We start from the raw sequence: 18,129 nt of genomic DNA, 5'->3' as shown, positions 1-18,129 counted from the left end.
AACAAGATTTCAAAAATCAGGCTCTACCAGAAATCTGATTCTCAAAATCAGCCAGGAATCCGACAAGCGGCTTTCCCCGGCCGATAACAAAATGTTCCCGCTGGCAACATCTGCCCCCTCGGGCGGCGGAACCATCCCTGCGCCTGACACGTTGCATGGCTGTTGTAGGGCGCGACGGCGTCTTTTCAACCGTTATACGCGCAATCGTCGCAAAAGGAGCCGACATGATCGAGGACGCGGCAGGACGGACACTGGTCCGGGCGGCAATGAAGGCTCCGTACCTCGAGCGTGACGAGGAGCATGTGCTTGCGCTCCGCTGGAAGGAAGAGAACGACCAGCACGCGCTGCACAGGATCACCGTCGCTCATATGCGCTTGGTCATCTCCATGGCCTCGAAATTCCGCCACTACGGCCTGCCGCTCGGCGATCTCATCCAGGAGGGCCATGTCGGCCTGCTTGAGGCGGCGGCGCGTTTCGAGCCCGCGCGCGAAGTTCGCTTCTCGACCTATGCCACCTGGTGGATCCGCGCCTCGATGCAGGATTATATCCTGCGCAACTGGTCGATCGTGCGCGGTGGTACCAGTTCGGCGCAGAAGGCGCTCTTCTTCAACCTCAGGCGCCTGCGCGCACGGCTGGCCAACGGTGCCGAGCCGCTCTCCAACGCCTCGCTCTACCGCGAGGTCTCGGCGGCGCTCGGCGTTCCGGAGGCTGATGTGGCGATGATGGATTCGCGCCTGTCCTCGCCCGACAGCTCGCTCAACGCGCCTTTGGCCGACGAGAACGGCGCCGCCGAGCGAATGGATTTCCTGGTCTCAGAAGACCCTCTTCCCGACGAGATCGTCGGCGAGAGGATCGATGTCCAGCGCCGGGCCGTGTGGCTGAGGAGCGCGCTCGGCGCGCTCAACGCCCGCGAGCTTCGCATTATCGAGGAGCGCAGGCTGAGCGATGACGGCGCCACGCTGGAATCGCTTGGCGAACAGCTCGGCATCTCGAAGGAGCGCGTACGCCAGATCGAGGCCCGCGCCATGGAAAAGCTGAAGCTGGCCCTGGTGAAGCAGAACCCGGAATTTTTGGCGGAAGCCGCCTGAACTTGATCCGGGAAAAATCAAAGATAAGAAATTTATTAAATCAGAATACGCCGCCATCGGCGAAATTCTCTTCGATAATAATCGGGATTGTGAGCTTTTTAACAGACCGTTGAGCCGCGATCGGCTTTTGACTCCTCCAGGTCACAACTTATGGGGGATTTGCTATGCTGCGATGCTGCGCGCTCCTTGCTGCCTTGATCCTCGTGGGTCTCACCACGTTCGAAGCGCATGCCGATCGAAGGGTTGTCCTCGTCATCGGCAATTCGCAATACCGCGAGATCCCGGTCCTCAAGAATCCCGACAAGGACGCCGAGGATGTGTCGAACACCTTCCGGCAGGCCGGTTTCGAGGTCTTTGCGGCCAAGGACCTCACCAGGCTTCAGTTCGAAGAGAAGTTCCGCAACTATCTGGCGGCGGCCGACGGCGCGGATCTGGCGGTCGTCTATTATTCCGGCCACGGCTTTCAGATCGGCGGCGAGAATTTCCTGATCCCGGTCGACGCGTCGCTGAAAGACCCAGCCGACATGGAAGTCCAGGCCATCAAGGTCGACGACATATTGCGGCAGTTGCGCTCAAGATCGAAGATCCAGATGATCATTCTGGACGCCTGCCGCAACAATCCGTTCCCGCGCAAGGACTATTGGCTGCGCGATCAGTTGATCGTCGCCGGCGGCAGCGGTCTTGCGCAGGTGACAGGCTCGCAGAACACGCTGATCGCCTTTGCCACCGAGCCGGGGGCGGTCGCCTATGACGGCTCCGGCGACCTCAGCCCGTTTTCATCCGCCTTCTCCCGCCGCGCGCTGGCGCCGAACCAGGAGATACGCTCGGTGATGGCGGCCGTGCGCCGCGATGTGGTCAAGGCGACCAACGGCAAGCAGGTACCGTGGGAGAACTCATCGCTGATCGACGACGTCGTGCTGATGCGCGGGACCGAGCAACCGGCGCCGCCGCCCGACACTGAGCAGGATCAGCAGACGGCGGAGCGCGGAATCGAAGTCGCCGCCGCTGCCGAGGCGATTGGAAATCGCGAGATCCGCGTCCCGGTCGGCGTCGGCCCCGTGCCGCTGAAGCTGGATTTCCCGGCCAAGGATGCCGGGGTCAGCCTCAAGCTTGCGAGCTACCCGGCGACCGGAACGCTGTCCCTGCCGGATCGCGTGCTGTCGCCGCAATCGAGCCTAATGGCCGGTGAGGTCGGCAATCTGCGCTACGAGCCGCAGATCGGCTCGGCCGCTCCCGTCGACATCGGCTTACAGGTCCGCGTGGGCAACGCCGCGAAACAGGCGACGGTGAAACTGTCGCCGAACGTCGACCCTTGCGACCAGGCCGCCGGCGAGCCGCTCGACCTGCAGGGCGCCGCCCCGGGCCGGTTGCCGAATGAGATCGGCGGCGGGGCTGTCGACGCCTGCCAGGCGGCGGTGAAATCCTATCCCGACATTGCGCGCTTCCGTTACGAGCTGGGGCGGGCGCTGCTGGCGGCGGGCAGGATCGACGAAGCCAGGCAGGCGATCCAGGAGGCGGCGGACAAGGGACATATCCGCGCCCTGTTCGCGCTCGGCTCCATCGCCTCGTCCGGAATGGCTGCCGACTTGTCGAAGGCGAACGACCTCTATTCGAAAGCTTCCGACAATGGAGACCCCTACGCCATGGCCGCCTGGGGCCGCGCTTTGTTCGATGGTCTCGGCGTTCAGCGTGACACCGGCAAGGGATTGGACCTGCTGCTCCAGGCAGCGGCGATGGGGCATGTCGATGCCATAAAGGACCTTGCGGTGATCTTCAAGGAAGGCCGCAATGGCGTGCCCGCCGACCCGGACCGCGCCCTGGCTTTCCTGAAGGCCGGCATGGAACGCCAGAACGTGTACTCGATGGGCATTCTCGGTCTTCCGGCGCACCCCGTGCGTCCCGTGGTCATGGCGTGCAAGGCCCCGAAGGTCATCACAAAGATAAAGGTGGTTCGTGTGCCCGTGTCGAAACCGAAGACCATCACACGGACAATTCCGGGAGCGCCAAAGGTCAAGCCGGTGCCGACGGAAACCGGCAGGACATCCTGGAGTGGCGGTAACCAAGGCGTTGGTCCCGCCAGCCGTGGCAATACCGGCGAAGGTGGCGACACCGGTAGCGACGGCTTGTGACGACAGCTGCTGCCGGCCGGGCGACTGTTCAAACACCCGACGACGCTCGGTCGGGCTGAACCCGCAGGCACCCTACCTGTCGGTGACGATCTTGACCTTGTCGCCGGCCGATACGCTGGCGCCGGGTGACATGGCGTTGAGCACGCGGAAGAGGTCGAGCTTGCGGTCGACGCCGACCATCTGGGCCGCGAGCGAGCCCATCGTCTGGCCGGCCTGGACGGTGACGACCCGGATGTGCAGCGGCTTCAGCGCCGCCTTCTCGGCCGGGCTCAGCACGCGGAAGGAGCCGCTGACCGAGCGCGCGACCGGATCCAGCGCCGTGCTGGCCGAGGGCGCCGCCGTCAGCAGCCTGTAGACCTGCCCGCCGGCGCGGATCACCGCGATGTCGAACTGCCAGCCTTGCGCGGTTGCATGCGCCATCGCCGCTTCGTTGCCGTTGATCGTCTCCTGGCGCACGCTGGCGTCTTCGAGCCCCGCCACCCAGCCGCTGCGGATGTAATCGGTGAGCGAGACCGACTTGTCGATCGCCACGCCGTCGAAGCGGATGGCGATGTCGCCCGGTCCGGTCGCGGTGACGGCGGCCGCCGAATTGTCGATGACGAAGCCGTCCGGTACGGTGAAGGAAACGCCCAGATTGGGGTGCATGAAGGTCTGGCCGCGCACATAGCCTTCTTCCGGCGTGTCGCCATAGAGCAGGCCGTCTATGCCGGCCAGAAATGCGTCGCGATCGCGCGTGCCGACGCCGGGCGGGCCGAAATTGCGCGCAAGGCGCTGCGCCAGCTCGATGCGCTGCGGCGTGTTGGGATGCGTCGCCAGGAAGTCGAGGCTGGCGTCGGTGGCGCCGCTGACCGAGCGGAAATCGGTATAGGCCGACATCGACTGCAGGAAGCGGCCGGCGGCGTAAGGATCGTAGCCCGCCTCGCCGATCGACTTGATGCCGATGGCGTCGGCCTGGAGTTCCTGATTGCGCGAGAATTGCGCGAGCCGGAGCTTGCCGCGGATCAGCGCCGCCTTGGCGGTCGGACTGTCGCCGAGCACGTCGGAGACCACCTTGGTCGCCAGGCCTTCCTCGGCCTCGAGCTGCTGCCGCTGCAGGCCATGATTCGCAGTGACGTGGCCCATCTCATGCGCGATGACGGCGGCAAGCTCGGAGGAATCGTTGGCGAGCGCCAGCAGGCCGCGCGTTACATAGAGATAGCCGCCCGGCAGCGCGAAGGCGTTGACGTTGGGCGAATTGAGGATGGTGATGCGGTAGGTCTGGGTCGGGTTGGCCGACACCACCGTCAGATTGCCGACGACCTTGGCCACCATGCGTTCCAGCTTCGGATCGGAATATTCGCCGCCATAGGTGGCGAGAATCCGCGGATGCTGCGCTTTCGCCATTTCGGCGAGCTTGGCGTTGGCGACGACATTGTCGACGGTGATCGGCTTGTCGGAAGGCTGGAAGCCGCTCTCCTGCACGTCCGGCGGCGTGAACATCTGGCAGCTCGCGAGCACGGCGACGCCCACCAGCGCGAAAAATCGCGCCAGTGGCCTCATCCACACTTTCTCAGCGCCGGTCGACAGGTCGGCTTCCTTTCCAAATCTTTCGGCAAATCACGGCCCAGCCGGACCAGCATGGCCGGACCTAGCCATACTCCCCCGGACAAGGCAAGGAAACGCCGGATCGCCCATTGCCGGTTTGGCCATAAATTATGTCCGCTTCCGGGCAATATGTTGTGATCCGGCAACGGTGCCGCCACGACCGCCGATATAGCGCCTGAACGCATCTGGTCCAGACCGGTCGAAGAAATCGTCGGCCGGCCCGGTCGCCGCGATCGTGCCTTCGTCGAGAAAGGTCACGTCCTGACCGATACGGCGCGCATCCTCCGGCTGGTGCGTGACGAACAGCACCGTCATTTCGCGTTCGGCGTGGATGCCGGCGACAAGATCGAGCATGTCCTCGCGCAGCGCCGGGCCGAGCGATGCGAAAGGCTCGTCGAGCAGCAAGACCGGCCGGTCGCGCAGCAGCACCCTCGCCAGCGCCACGCGCTGCCGCTCGCCGCCGGAAAGCTCTCGCGGCAGCCGCTTTTCCTTACCCGCCAAGCCGACGCGCGCCAGGGCCTCCACGACGGCAATGCGGTCGGCGTCACCGAGTTTCAGCGATGGCGAACGGCCGAGCCCGACATTGGCTTCGACGGAAAGATGCGCGAACAAATTGTTTTCCTGGAACACCATCGACACCGGTCGCGCCGAGGGCAGCGTGTTGCCGATATCGATGCCGCCGATCAGCACCTTGCCCGCATCGGGCGTTTCGAAGCCGGCTATCAGATTGAGCAGCGTCGACTTGCCGGAACCGCTTGGCCCCATGATGGCGGTGATCCTGCCGGCCGCAAATTCGGCATCGAAGCAGAAGGAAGACTCGCCATAACTGAACGAGACGCCGTCCAGCGCGACGGTGAGGCCCTTTTGCGAGCCGTCGGTGCTCGTCGTCATGACTTTCCTTCCCGCCCCAGCCGGTCGGCAACGACCACCAGCATCAGGCAGACGAGGCCGAGCAGCAAGGCAAGCCCGGCGGCGTCGGCGGTCCGGTAGCTCCCCATGCGCGCCAAAAGCAGATAAGGCAAGGTCTGCACGGAATCGCTGCCGAACAGCGCGATCACGCCAAGATCGCCGAGCGACAGCGCCATGGCGAAGGCGAAGCCGGTGGCCAAGGGCCGCCGCAGCGACGGCCAGTCGATCAGGCTGAGCCGGGTCCAGCCGGATATGCCGAGCGCCAGGCAAAGCCGCTCATGGCGCTCGCTCGCCGCGTCATAAGCCGGGCGAATGGCGCGAATGGCGAAGGGCATCGCCATCACCGCGTTGACGGCGACGACCATGACCGGCGCGACGGCGAAGACGTCGGTGATGTTGCGCAACGCCAGGAACCAGCCGGCGCCAATTACGATCGGCGGCACGACGAGCACGAAGCCGGCGCCGGTGTCTGCGGCATGCTCGAGCAGGCCCATGGCGCCGCCTGCCCGGCGCCGCAGGGTCAGCGCGCGCCGCGCCGCGATCAACGCCAGCGACAAGGTCACGCTGAGCAACGCCGCAAGCAAGGCGAGGCCCGCACTGGTGAGCGTCGCGCGGCGCACCGCTTCCTCGCCCGCCAATCGGCCGAGATCGGCCCCCAAGCCTGAGAACACCGTCGCCGCCATCGGTCCGGCGACGAACAGCAGGGCAAGCGTGATGAGGCCGGCATTCAGCATGCTCTCCATGCGGCTCGCCGAAAGGTAGCGGCGTGGCGCCACCGGTAGATTGGCGTCGCCGACCGTGTTGGCACCGAGCCGCGTGAGCGCCACGACCACGATGAAGGTCAGCGCGATCTGCAGCAGCGTCAGCACCACGGCGCGCGCGGGATCGAAATCGAAGCGCAACGCCTGGTAGATGGCGACCTCGAGCGTCGTCGCGGCCGGACCGCCGCCCAGCGTCAGCACGATGGTGAAGGAGGTGACGCAGAGCATGAAGACCAGCCCCGCGACGCCCGGCAAAGCTGCGCGCAACGCCGGCCATTCGATCAGCCGGAAGGCCGGCCGGGCGCCCATGCCGAGTTGGCTCGCCAGTCGCCATTGGTCGGCCGGAATGGTGCCCAGCGCCTCCAGGAACAGGCGCGTCGTCAAGGGCAGGTTGAAGAAGACATGCGCAACCAGGATGCCGGAGAGGCCGTAGATGCCCGGCCACTCTCCGCCGCCAAGCCGGGCGAAGACGCCGGCAAAATACCCGGCCCGGCCATAGAGAGCCAAGACGCCGAGCGCGGCGACGATCGCCGGCAAGGCCAGCGGCACCGTGAACAGTTGCAGGATCAGTCGGCGGCCGGGAAAGGCTGGATGCCGGGACAAGGCGCGCGCCACGAGCAGCGCCGGCGCGACCGACAAGAGCGTCGACAGCAGCGCCTGCCAAAGCGTGAAGCGGGCGACGCGCAGGAGGTAGCCGTCGAAGGCGGCGGCAGCGCCGGAAAGGTCGTGCGCGCCTTCGACGGCGAGGCCGGCGAAGGCACCGCCGATGAGCAGCGCTATGGCCGCCAGCGCGACGACGCCGGCGGTGACGCGGGAGTCACGCGCAGGGTGCACGCTGCACCTGGGTGGAATTCAGCGAAAGCCGCGTTCCTTCGCGCCCCCCTTTGGCCTGCCGGCCATCTCCCCCACAAGGGGGGAGATCGGCAGCGTCCGCGTCTCGCTCACCCCTGCAACGTCGCCAATTGGCGAAATCACCGATGACAGCCAATCTCCCCCCTGGAGGGGGAGATGTCTGGCAGGACAGAGGGGGGCGCCGTAGAGCGATCATCTTGGAAGGACAATAACCAAGACTGACTACTTGCTCATCACCGCCAGCCACTCATCCACCCAGGCTTTGCGATTGGCCGCGACCTCTTCCGGGCTGAACAGCAGGGTCTTGGTCGGCTTGACCAGCTTGTCGAAGGCCGGGTTGAGCGGCTTGTCCGTCTTGCCGGCCGGGAACATCCAGTTGGTCTCCGGAATGACGTCCTGGAACTTCGGCCCGGTCATGAAGGCGATGAATTTCTGCGCCAGCGGGTTCTTCGTGCCGGCCGTGGTGATGCCGGCCACCTCGATCTGCAGGTATTCGCCCTCCTCGAAGGAGGTCGCCTGGTAGCGCTCCGTGTTCTCGGCCACCATGTGGTAGGCCGGCGAGGTGGTGTAGGAGAGCACCATCGGCGCCTCGCCCTTGGTGAACAGCCCATAGGCCTCGCTCCAGCCCGGCGTCACCGTCAGCACTTTCGACTTGAGCTTTGTCCACGCTTCCGGCGCCTTGTCGCGATAGACCGACTTCACCCACAAAAGCAGGCCCAGGCCGGGCGTCGAGGTGCGCGGGTCCTGGATGACGATCTTGTCCGTGCCGCTACCCTCGACCAGTTCCTTCAGGCTCTTGGGCGGGACTTTGAGCTTCTGCGTGTCATAGACGACGGCGAAATAGCCATAGTCGAAGGGCACGAAAGTATCGTCGCTCCAGCCGCCGGGCACATTGATGCCGGAGATTTCGCCATGCGGCGCGAACAGGCCGCTCGCCTTGGCGTCGGCCGTCAGATTGGTGTCGAGGCCAAGCACGATATCGGCCTTGGTGCCGGCGCCTTCCAGCTTGACGCGGTTGAGCAGCGCCACGCCGTCGGCCACCGAGACGAATTCGAGATCGCAGCCGCATTCGGCCTCGAATTCCTTCTTCACCGCCGGGCCGGGACCCCAGTCGGCGGTGAAGCTTTCATAGGTGTAGACGGTGAGCTTGTCCTTGGCCTCGGCAGGCGCGAAGCCCGCCAGAAGCGATAAAAGACCGGTTGCGAGAATGAGATTGGACAGCATTGCGCGCATCGGCGCCTCCTTCGTTCTGAGTGACAAGGAATTGAGGCGCCGGATGGTCCGAAACGTCTAATCCCTCCGCCGGTACAAACCGGATCAGGTTCAGCGGGTTGGCCTGATTGCCTCTCAGCCGGATCACGTCCCGGCACCCCGTTAGAGCGTTTCGACAGATAGGCCCGGCCGAAGCAGCGCGCAAGCGGAAGTTTGCCGGGCAGCTAATGTTCTCCGGCAGAGCTCGCAACCGAAGCGCCATTGCATCCGGCTTCCGTTTCGCTTGGAGGGCTGGTAAGGGCGACGGCCATGGGCACATTCACCATCCTGCTTGGCGGCGAGCTTATCCGCACGCCCCGGCTCGAACGCCAGATCGCTGGTTCGCGCGTCATTGCCGCCGATGCCGGCATCGGCCATGCCCGCATGCTTGGGCTTGTGCCGGAACTCTGGGTCGGCGATTTCGACTCGGTGCCGGCGGACCTGCCCGAAGATCTTGCCGCCGTTCCGCGAAAGGTCTTCCCGGCCGAGAAGGACATGACTGACGGCGAGCTGGCCATAGCGGAAGCATGTCAGCGCGGCGCGACCAGCCTGGTGCTGGCCGGCGCCTTCGGCGGCAAGCGCGCCGACCATGCCTTCCTGCATCTGGCGCTGGCCGTGCGGCTGGCCGAGGCCGGCACAACGGTGCTGCTGACGAGTGGCGCGCAGGAAGGCGTTCCTGTTTTGCCGGTCAGCGCCGCCTTCGACTATGCGGACGGCACCTTGTTTTCGGTGCTCGGCTTCTCCGAGCTCGCCGGTCTGACGGTCACCGGCGCGAAATGGCCGCTCGACCGCGTCGAGGTGGCGTTCGGCTCCTCGCTCACTATATCAAACGAGGTCAAAGGGCGGCTTGGCATCGCGCTGGAGCGCGGCCGGGCGCTGCTTCTGGCCCACCCCTATCCTCTTCCTGAAAGCTGACATGGCCCCGCCTCTCCTTAATCTCGACGGGATAAAACTGACCTTCGGCGGCACCCCGCTGCTTGACGGCGCGGCGCTCAGCGCATCCGCCGGCGAGAAGATCGCGCTGGTCGGCCGCAACGGCTCGGGTAAGTCGACGCTGCTCAAGATCGCCGCCGGCATGATCGAGCCGCAGGATGGCGAGGTGTTCCGCCAGCCTTCGGCTACGGTCCGCTACCTGCCGCAGATGCCGGACATAGATGGCTTCGCCAGCGTGCGCGCCTATGTCGAAGCCGGCCTCGGTCCGGCCGACGATCCGCATCGCGCCACCTATCTGATGGAACATCTCGGCCTCACCGGCGAGGAGCGTCCGAACGACCTGTCCGGCGGCGAGGCACGGCGCGCGGCGCTTGCGCGCGTCATGGCGCCGGAGCCCGACATTCTGTTGCTCGACGAGCCGACCAACCATCTCGACCTTTCCGTGATCGAATGGCTGGAAGAGGAGCTTGCCCGCACCTCTTCCGCCGTTATCCTCATCTCGCACGACCGCCGCTTTCTCGAGCGTGTCTCGCGCGCAACCGTCTGGCTTGACCACGGCCAGACGCGGCAACTGGACAAGGGCTTCGCGCATTTCGAGGAATGGCGCGACCAGGTGCTGGAGGAGGAAGAGCGCGAGCAGCACAAGCTCGGCCGCCAGATCGTGCGAGAGGAGCACTGGCTGCGCTACGGCGTGACCGCAAGGCGCAAGCGCAACATGCGCCGCCTCGGCGAATTGCAGGCCATGCGCCAGCGCTTCCGCAGCCATCGCGGCGCCGAAGGCACCGCCACCATGGTGGCAAGCGACGCCGCCGAATCCGGCAAGCTGGTGATCGAGGCCAAGGGTATCGACAAGAGTTTTGGCGACTTGACCGTGGTAAGGGGTTTCTCCACCCGCATCCAGCGCGGCGACCGCGTCGGTCTGGTGGGTCCCAACGGCGCCGGCAAGACGACGCTGCTGAAGATGCTGACCGGGGAGCTCGCGCCGGACGCCGGTACCGTGCGGCTTGGCGTCAATCTGGAGATCGCGACGCTCGACCAGAAACGCGAAGCCGTCGACCCGCAGGAGACGCTGGCGCATTACCTGACCGACGGGCGCGGCGAGAACTTGCTCGTCAATGGCGAGCAGCGCCACGTCGTCTCCTACATGAAGGATTTCCTGTTCAAGCCGGAGCAGGCGCGCACGCCGGTGCGCGAGTTGTCGGGCGGCGAGCGCGCGCGGCTGCTGCTCGCCCGCGTGCTGGCGCGGCCGGCGAACCTCCTGGTGCTCGACGAGCCGACCAACGATCTCGACATGGAGACGCTGGAGTTGCTGCAGGAACTGGTCGCGGGCTTTGCCGGAACGGTGATCCTGGTCAGCCACGATCGCGACTTCCTCGACCGCACCGTCACCAGCGTAATCGCGCCGGAGGGCAACGGCCGCTGGATCGAATATGCCGGCGGCTATTCCGACATGCTGGCGCAGCGCGGCGGCTCCAAGCTGGAAGACCGCAAGGCCAGATCGAAAGCCGAGGCGACTGAAACTTCACCGAAAGCCGAACAGACATCGCAAAAGGGCCCGGCGAAAAAGCTCTCGTTCAAGCAGAAATTCGCGCTGGACTCCCTGCCGAAGAAGATCGAAGCAGTGACAGCCTCGATCTCGCGCCTGGAAAACAACATCGCCGACCCGTCCTTCTACGAACGCGATCCGGTCTCCTTCCAGAAGACCATCGCCGCGCTCGACAAGGAGCGCACGACGCTTGCCGCGCTCGAGGAAGAGTGGCTGGAGCTGGAGATGCTGCGGGAGGAGATGGAGGGGTAGCATCGTCATTGCGCCGACGCACTGATGCGCATAAAGTATGCGCATATCAAGGTGATGCCATGCGCAAGATCGCGACGAACGCAAACCGCCAGCCAGCCAATCTGTCAATCGATTCGCAACTCATGGCGGAAGCCAAGGGGCTCAACGTGAATGTCTCGCGTGCCGCGGAAGCCGGTATTGCGGAAGCGGTTGCCGCGGAGAAAACGCGGCTGTGGAAGCTTGAGAACCGCGCGACGATGGACGCGTGGAACGACTATGTCGACAAGCACGGCATCCCGCTGGCCGAACATCGGCAATTCTGATGGCACGCTATGACGTCTTCGCCAGCGGCATCGAAGGCGGCTATCTGCTCGACGTTCAATCCGACCTGCTCGACCACTTCAAGACGCGGGTAGTCGTTCCGTTGCTGCCGCTGACCTCGGCGCCTTCGCCGATGCGCAAGCTGCATCCGGTCTTTGAGATCAACGGCCGGAAGATGGTCATGGCCACCCACCTCATCGCGACGGTGGCCGCGACCGAACTCGGCGAAAATCGAACCAATCTTATGAGACACCACGACGAGATCGTCGCGGCGCTCGATATGCTCTTTCAAGGTTTTTAGAGCATGTCTCCCGAAAGTGGGAAGGAAGACATGCGCAAAATCAAAACCTAAAGCGCATGGAGCGAATCTGAAAGATCGCGACGCGCTTTAAGCCGCTTCCACCTCACCCCGACGTCTTCGCAGCCCAGGCCTTCAGCGCCTCGTCGAACACTTTCTCGCCCGGGATGCCCTTTTCCATGGTGAGCAGCGCGCGGCGACCGGTCTTGTAGACCACCGGCACGTCGATCCAGTCCTGGCCACGAAGCAGCGTCAGGTTGGCGTCCTCGTCGGCCTTGGTGTCGTTGAGCGCGACGAGGAAGAAACCGTCGGCGATCTTGGCCGGAATCCCGATCAGCGGGCTGCCGGCATCCTGCTCGGAGCTCTTCATGGCGATGCGCAGGATGTTGTCGACGCCGCCGCCGTCAAACCCTTCGGGCGTCAGGAAGATCATCTCGATGATGTGGCTGGCAGGCAGGGTCTGGTCGGTGTTGCGCCGGATCGTCATGCGCAGCTGGATATTCTTGCCCGGGATCGTCGCCTCGGCGCGGATTGCCGGCTCCGGCGGCAGGTCGCCGCCGGGCGATTCCTGCACCAGCGACCAAACGATGCTGCCGGGCTCGGCCGTGCCCTGCTGGGTGCTGGTGCGCTCCTCATAGAAGATCGCCTTCTGCCCGACCGGCACGGTCGCCTCGGCCGTCGCCGGCGCGGGTGGCGTCGTGCCTCCGGCCGGCGGCGTTGCTCCGGCGGCGGCCGGCGTGGCGCCAGCCGGGGGCGGTGTGGTTCCGGCCGCCGGGGTCGGATTGGGCGCGGCGGTCGCCGGCGGCGCCGGCGTTGTTCCCGTGGCAGGCGCCCCAGGCGTTTGCGCGGCGGCAGCAGGCGGCGTCGTCGCTGGCGCCGTTGCCGGCGCGGCCGGCGGCCGCGACGTCAGCGCCGCGACCGATTCGCCTTCGCCGATCGTGGCCTGTCCGCCGGCGGGGCCGGGATCGGTCTCCTTGCCTTCAGGCGTCAGGCGCTGCGTGAACTTGGTCGGCTCCGCAGGCTCGCTGGCGCCGGCGGGGGCCGGCGCCGCGGCCGCCTCGGTGGCGGGCTTCGCCGGAGCCGGCTTCACCAGCGGCTCGGTCGAGGCCGTCTTGCTGCCGCCGCCAAGGCCGAAGAGCGAGCCGAACGCATTCTTGTTCAGCCATATGCCGTAGCCGCCGCCCGCCAGCACCAGGAGCGCGATGACGGCGGCGATCAAGCCGCCATAGCCGCGCTTGCGCTGCTGCGGCTGTGGCCGCAGGCGCTGAAAAGTGTCGGCCGCCGGCTGCTCGTCATTGGCAAAGACGTCGCCGCCATCATCGGCATCGTCCATGGCCGCCACGCCCACATCGTCTTCACGCGGCGACGGCATCGGCGGCGCCGCCTTCTGCCAGGCAGGCTCCGCCTTCGGCGCGGCCTGCCAGCTTGGCTCGGTCTTTGCCGTGCTCTGCCAGGCTGGCTCGGCCTTCGCAGGGTTTTGCGGCGCGGACTCCGCCTTCGGCGCGCTTTGCCAGCTCGGCTCCGTCCTGGCGGGCGGGGCCGCCGGCTTGAACGGTTCGGATTTGAACGGATCCGGCTTGGCAGGCGCGGACGCAGGCGCCACCGGCTGGCGGGAGTGGTTCGGCTGGTTCTTGTTACGGTCGATGGAGGAGAAGATATGCTCCAACTCCGCCAGCGGATCCTCGGCTGGAGGGCGCTTGGCGTAGTCGCGCTCGACGCTGGAGATGGCGTCTTCCAGCGAACGTTTCTGCCTGCTGATGACGTCGGGCGCAAGCGGCGGGGAATATCCGGCGAGCTTCTTCGCCAGCACCGCGCGGGCACCGTCGTATATCTGCTTGCGCACTTCGAACGAAGGATCACCCTTCTTGTCGAGCTGCTTTTTCAGAACGCTAACGAAATCTGCCATGCGTCAGGTGACCTGCATTCTTTTCCCGCCGGCCGCAAATCAGCCATAGCGCCGGGAAGGGCTGCGAAACTAGTCTTGAAACGGGTCGGTCACAAGTATTGTGTCGTCCCGCTCGGGGCTGGTGGAGAGCAGCGCCACCGGAGCGCCGATCAGCTCCTCGATATGGCGGACATACTTGACGGCTTGCGCCGGCAAATCGTTCCAGCTTCTGGCGCCGGCCGTGGTTCCCTTCCAGCCTTCGAGAGTCTCGTAGATGGGTTCGACCCGCGCTTGCGCGCCCTGGCTAGCCGGCAGGTAGTCGATCGTCTCGCCGTCGAGCCGATAGCCGGTGCAGACCTTGATCTCGTCGAGCCCGTCGAGCACGTCGAGCTTGGTGAGCGCGATGCCCTTGATGCCGTTGACGGCGACGGCCTGGCGCACCAGCACCGCGTCGAACCAGCCGCAGCGGCGTTTGCGGCCGGTGACGACGCCGAACTCGTGGCCGCGGGTGCCGAGGAACTCGCCGATCTCGTTCTTCTGCTCGGTCGGGAACGGTCCCTCGCCGACGCGCGTCGTGTAGGCCTTGGTGATGCCGAGCACATAACCGATGACGCCGGGACCGACGCCGGAACCGGCGGCGGCTTGCCCCGCGACCGTATTGGACGAGGTGACGAAGGGATAGGTGCCGTGATCGATGTCGAGCAGCGTGCCCTGCGCGCCCTCGAACAGGATACGCTCGCCGGCGCGGCGCTTGTCGTCGAGCACTTTCCAGACGCGGTCCATGTAAGGCAGGATCTCGGCGGCCACGGAAGTCAGCTCCTGCATGATCGCCTCATGCGTCGCTTCCGGATGGCCGAGCCCGCGGCGCAGCGCGTTGTGGTGCGTCAGCAGCCGGTCGACCTTCAAGGGAAGCGTTTCCAAATCCGCCAAATCCATCACCCGCACCGCGCGCCGGCCCACCTTGTCCTCGTAGGCGGGGCCGATGCCGCGGCGGGTCGTGCCAATCTTGGTTCCGGAATTCGAGGCGGCGTCTTCGCGGAACCCGTCCAGCTCCCGGTGCAGCGACAGGATAAGCGCGGTGTTTTCGGCTATTTTCAGGCGCTCCGGCGTGACCTCCACACCCTGCTCCTTGAGCTTCTTGGCTTCGGCGACGAAGGCATGGGGGTCGAACACCACGCCATTTCCGATGATCGAAAGCTTGCCCTGCCTGACCACGCCCGAGGGCAGCAGCGACAGCTTGTAGACCTTGCCGTCGACGACCAGCGTATGGCCGGCATTGTGGCCGCCCTGGAAGCGCACGACCACATCGGCCCGTTCCGACAGCCAGTCGACGATCTTGCCCTTGCCTTCGTCGCCCCACTGCGAGCCGACGACCACCACATTGGCCATGTTCTTTTCCCTTGAAATGCCGCGCGGGCGGCCTGAAACGACAGGCCTCTATAGCGTCAAGCGCCGGCTGGCGCGACCCTTTCTTTGCCGCCGAAATCATCCTTGAAGGATGATCCCCAAGCCGAAGCTCGGCGAACGCAAAAGCGGGTACCGGCTCTCGCAGGAGACCATGCTCCGGCCAGGAGTCGGATCAAAAGACGCCGCCGGCGAAGGTCAAACCGGTCCAGGCACAACAAAATCCGGCTTTCGCATCATTTACTTGTCGCCGCTGCCGCTCTAGGTCGGCCTGAACCCTCGGATACCCTGCAGGGCCGGATCCTCCATGCACCGAGCCGCCTATCTGTTCCTTCTGTCGACCATGCTCTTGTGGGGCGGCAATTCGGTGGCGGGCAAGCTTGCCGTCGGCCATGTATCACCGATGACGCTGGTGTTCCTGCGCTGGGTGATAGCGGTGCTGATCCTGCTGCCCGTCGGCTGGCGGACGCTGCGTGAGGATTGGCCCGAAGTGCGCAGCCACTGGAAGCTGCTTGCCGGCCTCGGCGCTTGCGGCTTCACCATCTTCAACGTCATCTTCTACACCGCGCTCAACTACACCACCGCCATCAACGTCTCGATCGAGCAGGCGGCCATTCCGATTGTCATCATCCTTGCCAATTTCGTGCTGTTCAGGCTGCGTGTGCAGCCTCTGCAGATCGTCGGCGTCGTGCTCACCATCGTCGGCGTCGCGCTGACCGCCAGCCATGGCGACCTCGGCCAGTTGCTGAAGCTCGACCTCAATTTCGGCGACGCCATCATGCTCGTCGCGGTGCTTTGCTACAGCCTCTATTCGGTGGGACTGCGCCTCAAGCCGGCAATCCGCTGGCAAAGTTTCATGCTGGCGTTGTCGATCGCCGCGCTGCTGACGTCAGTGCCGTTCTTCATGTGGGAGGTCGTGGCCGGCCACGTCATCGTGCCGGACGCGCGTGGATGGGCGCTCACGCTCTACACGGCGCTCGGCGCTTCGGTCGTCTCGCAGGTGCTTTATATCAAGGGCAACGAATTGATCGGCGCCAACCGCGCCGGCCTGTTCATCAACCTGGTGCCGATCTTCGGCACGCTGCTTTCGGTGCTGATCGTCGGCGAGCAGTTTCAGGCCTATCAGGCTTTCGCGCTGGCGCTTGTCCTCGGCGGCATTGCGCTTGCCGAGTACAGCGGCAGCCGAGCAGCGCTGCAGGCAGGGTGATGTCCCAAATCATGCGCCAAGCAGCCGCCGGGTGAAGGCCATATCATAAATTAGCGGCCCGCCTGCTGCTGCAGCCGGGGGCACTTCATGTCGGACGATGGATGATCGGCTACTCGGCGCCGACGTCGAAACGAAGACGCTTCGCCGAATCGATCGACTTGTGCGCGCGCACCTGCTCCAGCACTTTTTCCGGGAAGGGCGCATCGAGATAGAGCAGCGCGATCGCATCGCCGCCCGGCCGGTTGCGGCCGAGCTGGAAGTTGGCGATGTTGACGCCGTTCTCGCCGCACACCGTGCCGAGCAGGCCGATAATGCCCGGCGCGTCGGCATTGGTCGTGTAGAGCATGTGCTGGCCCACCTCGGCGTCGAGATTGATGCCCTTGATCTGGATGAAGCGCGGCTTGCCGTCGGAGAAGCAGGTACCGGCGATCGAGCGCGTCATGTGCTCGGTCTTGACGGTGAGCTTGATATAGCCGTCGAACACGCCCGACTTGTCGCGCTTGACCTCGGCGACGATGATGCCGCGCTCCTTCACCATGATCGGCGCCGAGACCATGTTGACGTCGGAGACCTGCGGCCGGATGAGGCCGGCAAGGGCGGCGCTCACCAGCGCGCGCGTGTTCATCGTCGCTGTCGAGCCGTCGAACAGGATCTCGACCTCCTTGATCGGGTCCTCGGTGACCTGGCCGACAAAGGCGCCGAGCACTTCGGCGAGCTTGACGAAGGGTTTTAGCCGCGGCGCCTCCTCCGCGGTGATCGAGGGCATGTTGATGGCGTTGGAGACGGCGCCCTTGATGAGATAGTCGCTCATCTGCTCGGCCACCTGCAGCGCGACATTCTCCTGCGCCTCGGTGGTCGAGGCCCCGAGATGCGGGGTCGCCACGACATTCTCCATGCCGAACAGCGGGTTGTTCTCCGCCGGCTCGACTTCGAAGACGTCAATGCCGACGCCTGCCACCTTGCCGCTCTTCAACGCCGCGACCAGGTCGGCCTCGACGACCAGCCCGCCGCGGGCGCAATTGATGATGCGCACGCCGTCCTTCATCTTGGCGATCGCCGCCGCGTCGATGATGTTGCGCGTCTTGTCGGTCAGCGGCGTGTGCAAGGTGATGAAATCGGCGCGGGCGAAGAGCTCGTCGAGTTCGACCTTCTCGACGCCGAGCTCCTCGGCGCGGCTGTCCGAAAGGAACGGGTCGAAGGCAATCACATGCATCTTCAGGCCGACCCCGCGCGTGGCGACGATCGAGCCGATATTGCCGCAGCCGATCACGCCGAGCGTCTTGCTGGTGATCTCGACGCCCATGAAGCGGTTCTTTTCCCATTTTCCCGCATGCGTCGAGGCATTGGCCTCCGGGATCTGCCGCGCCAGGGCGAAGATCATGGCGACGGCATGCTCGGCCGTGGTAATCGAATTGCCGAAGGGCGTATTCATCACGATGATACCCCTGCGGCTGGCGGCCGGGATATCGACGTTGTCGACGCCGATGCCGGCGCGTCCGACGACCTTGAGCCTGCTGGCGGCATTGATCAGCTTCTCGGTGACCTTGGTCGCCGAGCGGATGGCGAGGCCGTCATACTGGCCGATCACCTCGGCGAGCTTTTCCTTGTCCTTGCCGAGATCGGGCAAATAGTCGACGTGGATGCCGCGATCCTTGAAGATCTGCACGGCGGTGGTTGAAAGTTTATCCGAAACGAGAACGCGGGGCGCCATTGCGGCCTCCTTGACGTGG

At 65.2% G+C, this 18,129-nt stretch carries 14 protein-coding genes and 1 riboswitch; of the genes, 7 read left to right on the top strand and 7 right to left on the bottom strand.

Features of this window, described 5'->3' with window-relative positions; genetic code table 11:
- Nucleotides 1-224: 224 nt before the first annotated feature.
- Entirely contained in the window at nt 225-1,088 is an 864-nt protein-coding gene (locus FJW06_RS14470; RefSeq protein WP_140752749.1) for an RNA polymerase factor sigma-32, read from the top strand.
- 164 nt (nt 1,089-1,252) lie between these two features.
- Complete coding sequence (locus tag FJW06_RS14465) at nt 1,253-3,217, top strand: caspase family protein (protein ID WP_140752748.1); 1,965 nt, start codon at nt 1,253-1,255, stop codon at nt 3,215-3,217.
- A 72-nt stretch (nt 3,218-3,289) separates the two neighbouring features.
- On the opposite strand, the gene FJW06_RS14460 is transcribed toward FJW06_RS14465, so the two are convergent.
- From FJW06_RS14460 to thiB, 4 genes are all read right to left on the bottom strand, one after another.
- Nucleotides 3,290-4,756, bottom strand: a complete 1,467-nt coding sequence (locus tag FJW06_RS14460; RefSeq protein WP_140752747.1) for a M48 family metalloprotease — start codon at nt 4,754-4,756, stop codon at nt 3,290-3,292.
- A 153-nt stretch (nt 4,757-4,909) separates the two neighbouring features.
- Entirely contained in the window at nt 4,910-5,692 is a 783-nt protein-coding gene (thiQ, locus tag FJW06_RS14455; protein ID WP_140752746.1) for a thiamine ABC transporter ATP-binding protein, read from the bottom strand.
- Nucleotides 5,689-7,305, bottom strand: a complete 1,617-nt coding sequence (gene thiP, locus FJW06_RS14450; RefSeq protein WP_140752744.1) for a thiamine/thiamine pyrophosphate ABC transporter permease — start codon at nt 7,303-7,305, stop codon at nt 5,689-5,691. Before thiP ends, thiQ begins: the two co-directional genes overlap by 4 nt.
- A 240-nt stretch (nt 7,306-7,545) precedes the next feature.
- Entirely contained in the window at nt 7,546-8,556 is a 1,011-nt protein-coding gene (gene thiB, locus FJW06_RS14440; protein WP_140752742.1) for a thiamine ABC transporter substrate binding subunit, read from the bottom strand.
- Between the two features lie 44 nt (nt 8,557-8,600).
- A riboswitch (TPP riboswitch) is annotated at nt 8,601-8,707 on the bottom strand.
- A 137-nt stretch (nt 8,708-8,844) separates the two neighbouring features.
- On the opposite strand from thiB, the gene FJW06_RS14435 reads away from it, so the two are divergent.
- From FJW06_RS14435 to FJW06_RS14420, 4 genes are read left to right on the top strand one after another with little or no spacing between them, the layout of a single operon-like run.
- The gene (locus FJW06_RS14435) at nt 8,845-9,489 is read left to right on the top strand and encodes a thiamine diphosphokinase (RefSeq protein WP_140752740.1); all 645 of its coding nucleotides are present in this window, start codon (nt 8,845-8,847) and stop codon (nt 9,487-9,489) included.
- A 1-nt stretch (nt 9,490) separates the two neighbouring features.
- Entirely contained in the window at nt 9,491-11,305 is a 1,815-nt protein-coding gene (locus FJW06_RS14430) for an ABC-F family ATP-binding cassette domain-containing protein (RefSeq protein ID WP_140752738.1), read from the top strand.
- 59 nt (nt 11,306-11,364) lie between these two features.
- Nucleotides 11,365-11,607: a type II toxin-antitoxin system CcdA family antitoxin gene (locus FJW06_RS14425; protein ID WP_128258894.1), complete on the top strand. Its 243-nt coding sequence runs from the start codon at nt 11,365-11,367 to the stop codon at nt 11,605-11,607.
- Nucleotides 11,607-11,906 (top strand): CcdB family protein, encoded by a 300-nt coding sequence (locus tag FJW06_RS14420; RefSeq protein WP_140752736.1) that lies wholly within the window; start codon nt 11,607-11,609, stop codon nt 11,904-11,906. Before FJW06_RS14425 ends, FJW06_RS14420 begins: the two co-directional genes overlap by 1 nt.
- Nucleotides 11,907-12,009: 103 nt before the next feature.
- Here FJW06_RS14420 and FJW06_RS14415 read toward each other — a convergent pair whose 3' ends face one another.
- Nucleotides 12,010-13,809: a hypothetical protein gene (locus tag FJW06_RS14415; protein ID WP_140752734.1), complete on the bottom strand. Its 1,800-nt coding sequence runs from the start codon at nt 13,807-13,809 to the stop codon at nt 12,010-12,012.
- Between the two features lie 69 nt (nt 13,810-13,878).
- A complete protein-coding gene (locus FJW06_RS14410; RefSeq protein WP_140752732.1) occupies nt 13,879-15,177 on the bottom strand; it encodes an adenylosuccinate synthase in 1,299 nt (432 codons plus the stop codon).
- 322 nt (nt 15,178-15,499) lie between these two features.
- Here FJW06_RS14410 and FJW06_RS14405 point away from each other — a divergent pair, with 322 nt between their 5' ends.
- Nucleotides 15,500-16,399, top strand: coding sequence for a DMT family transporter (locus FJW06_RS14405; RefSeq protein ID WP_140752730.1), 900 nt, complete (start codon nt 15,500-15,502; stop codon nt 16,397-16,399).
- A 109-nt stretch (nt 16,400-16,508) separates the two neighbouring features.
- Here the strand turns inward: FJW06_RS14405 and serA are convergent, their stop codons facing one another.
- Nucleotides 16,509-18,110: a phosphoglycerate dehydrogenase gene (gene serA / locus FJW06_RS14400; RefSeq protein ID WP_140752728.1), complete on the bottom strand. Its 1,602-nt coding sequence runs from the start codon at nt 18,108-18,110 to the stop codon at nt 16,509-16,511.
- Nucleotides 18,111-18,129: the final 19 nt, after the last annotated feature.

This window comes from Mesorhizobium sp. B4-1-3 (assembly GCF_006439355.1).
Taxonomy (GTDB): Bacteria; Pseudomonadota; Alphaproteobacteria; order Rhizobiales; family Rhizobiaceae; genus Mesorhizobium.
Note: the sequence above shows the minus strand (reverse complement) of the source record. Positions and strands in the feature narration are given on the sequence as shown.

What these genes read in the sequence shown, in the direction of transcription:
- FJW06_RS14470 (WP_140752749.1), top strand. Translation starts at nt 225, where the DNA reads ATGATCGAGGACGCGGCAGGACGGACACTGGTCCGGGCGGCAATGAAG.
- FJW06_RS14465 (WP_140752748.1), top strand. Translation starts at nt 1,253, where the DNA reads ATGCTGCGATGCTGCGCGCTCCTTGCTGCCTTGATCCTCGTGGGTCTC.
- FJW06_RS14460 (WP_140752747.1), bottom strand. Translation starts at nt 4,756, where the DNA reads ATGAGGCCACTGGCGCGATTTTTCGCGCTGGTGGGCGTCGCCGTGCTC.
- thiQ (WP_140752746.1), bottom strand. Translation starts at nt 5,692, where the DNA reads ATGACGACGAGCACCGACGGCTCGCAAAAGGGCCTCACCGTCGCGCTG.
- thiB (WP_140752742.1), bottom strand. Translation starts at nt 8,556, where the DNA reads ATGCGCGCAATGCTGTCCAATCTCATTCTCGCAACCGGTCTTTTATCG.
- FJW06_RS14435 (WP_140752740.1), top strand. Translation starts at nt 8,845, where the DNA reads ATGGGCACATTCACCATCCTGCTTGGCGGCGAGCTTATCCGCACGCCC.
- FJW06_RS14430 (WP_140752738.1), top strand. Translation starts at nt 9,491, where the DNA reads ATGGCCCCGCCTCTCCTTAATCTCGACGGGATAAAACTGACCTTCGGC.
- FJW06_RS14425 (WP_128258894.1), top strand. Translation starts at nt 11,365, where the DNA reads ATGCGCAAGATCGCGACGAACGCAAACCGCCAGCCAGCCAATCTGTCA.
- FJW06_RS14420 (WP_140752736.1), top strand. Translation starts at nt 11,607, where the DNA reads ATGGCACGCTATGACGTCTTCGCCAGCGGCATCGAAGGCGGCTATCTG.
- FJW06_RS14415 (WP_140752734.1), bottom strand. Translation starts at nt 13,809, where the DNA reads ATGGCAGATTTCGTTAGCGTTCTGAAAAAGCAGCTCGACAAGAAGGGT.
- FJW06_RS14410 (WP_140752732.1), bottom strand. Translation starts at nt 15,177, where the DNA reads ATGGCCAATGTGGTGGTCGTCGGCTCGCAGTGGGGCGACGAAGGCAAG.
- FJW06_RS14405 (WP_140752730.1), top strand. Translation starts at nt 15,500, where the DNA reads ATGCACCGAGCCGCCTATCTGTTCCTTCTGTCGACCATGCTCTTGTGG.
- serA (WP_140752728.1), bottom strand. Translation starts at nt 18,110, where the DNA reads ATGGCGCCCCGCGTTCTCGTTTCGGATAAACTTTCAACCACCGCCGTG.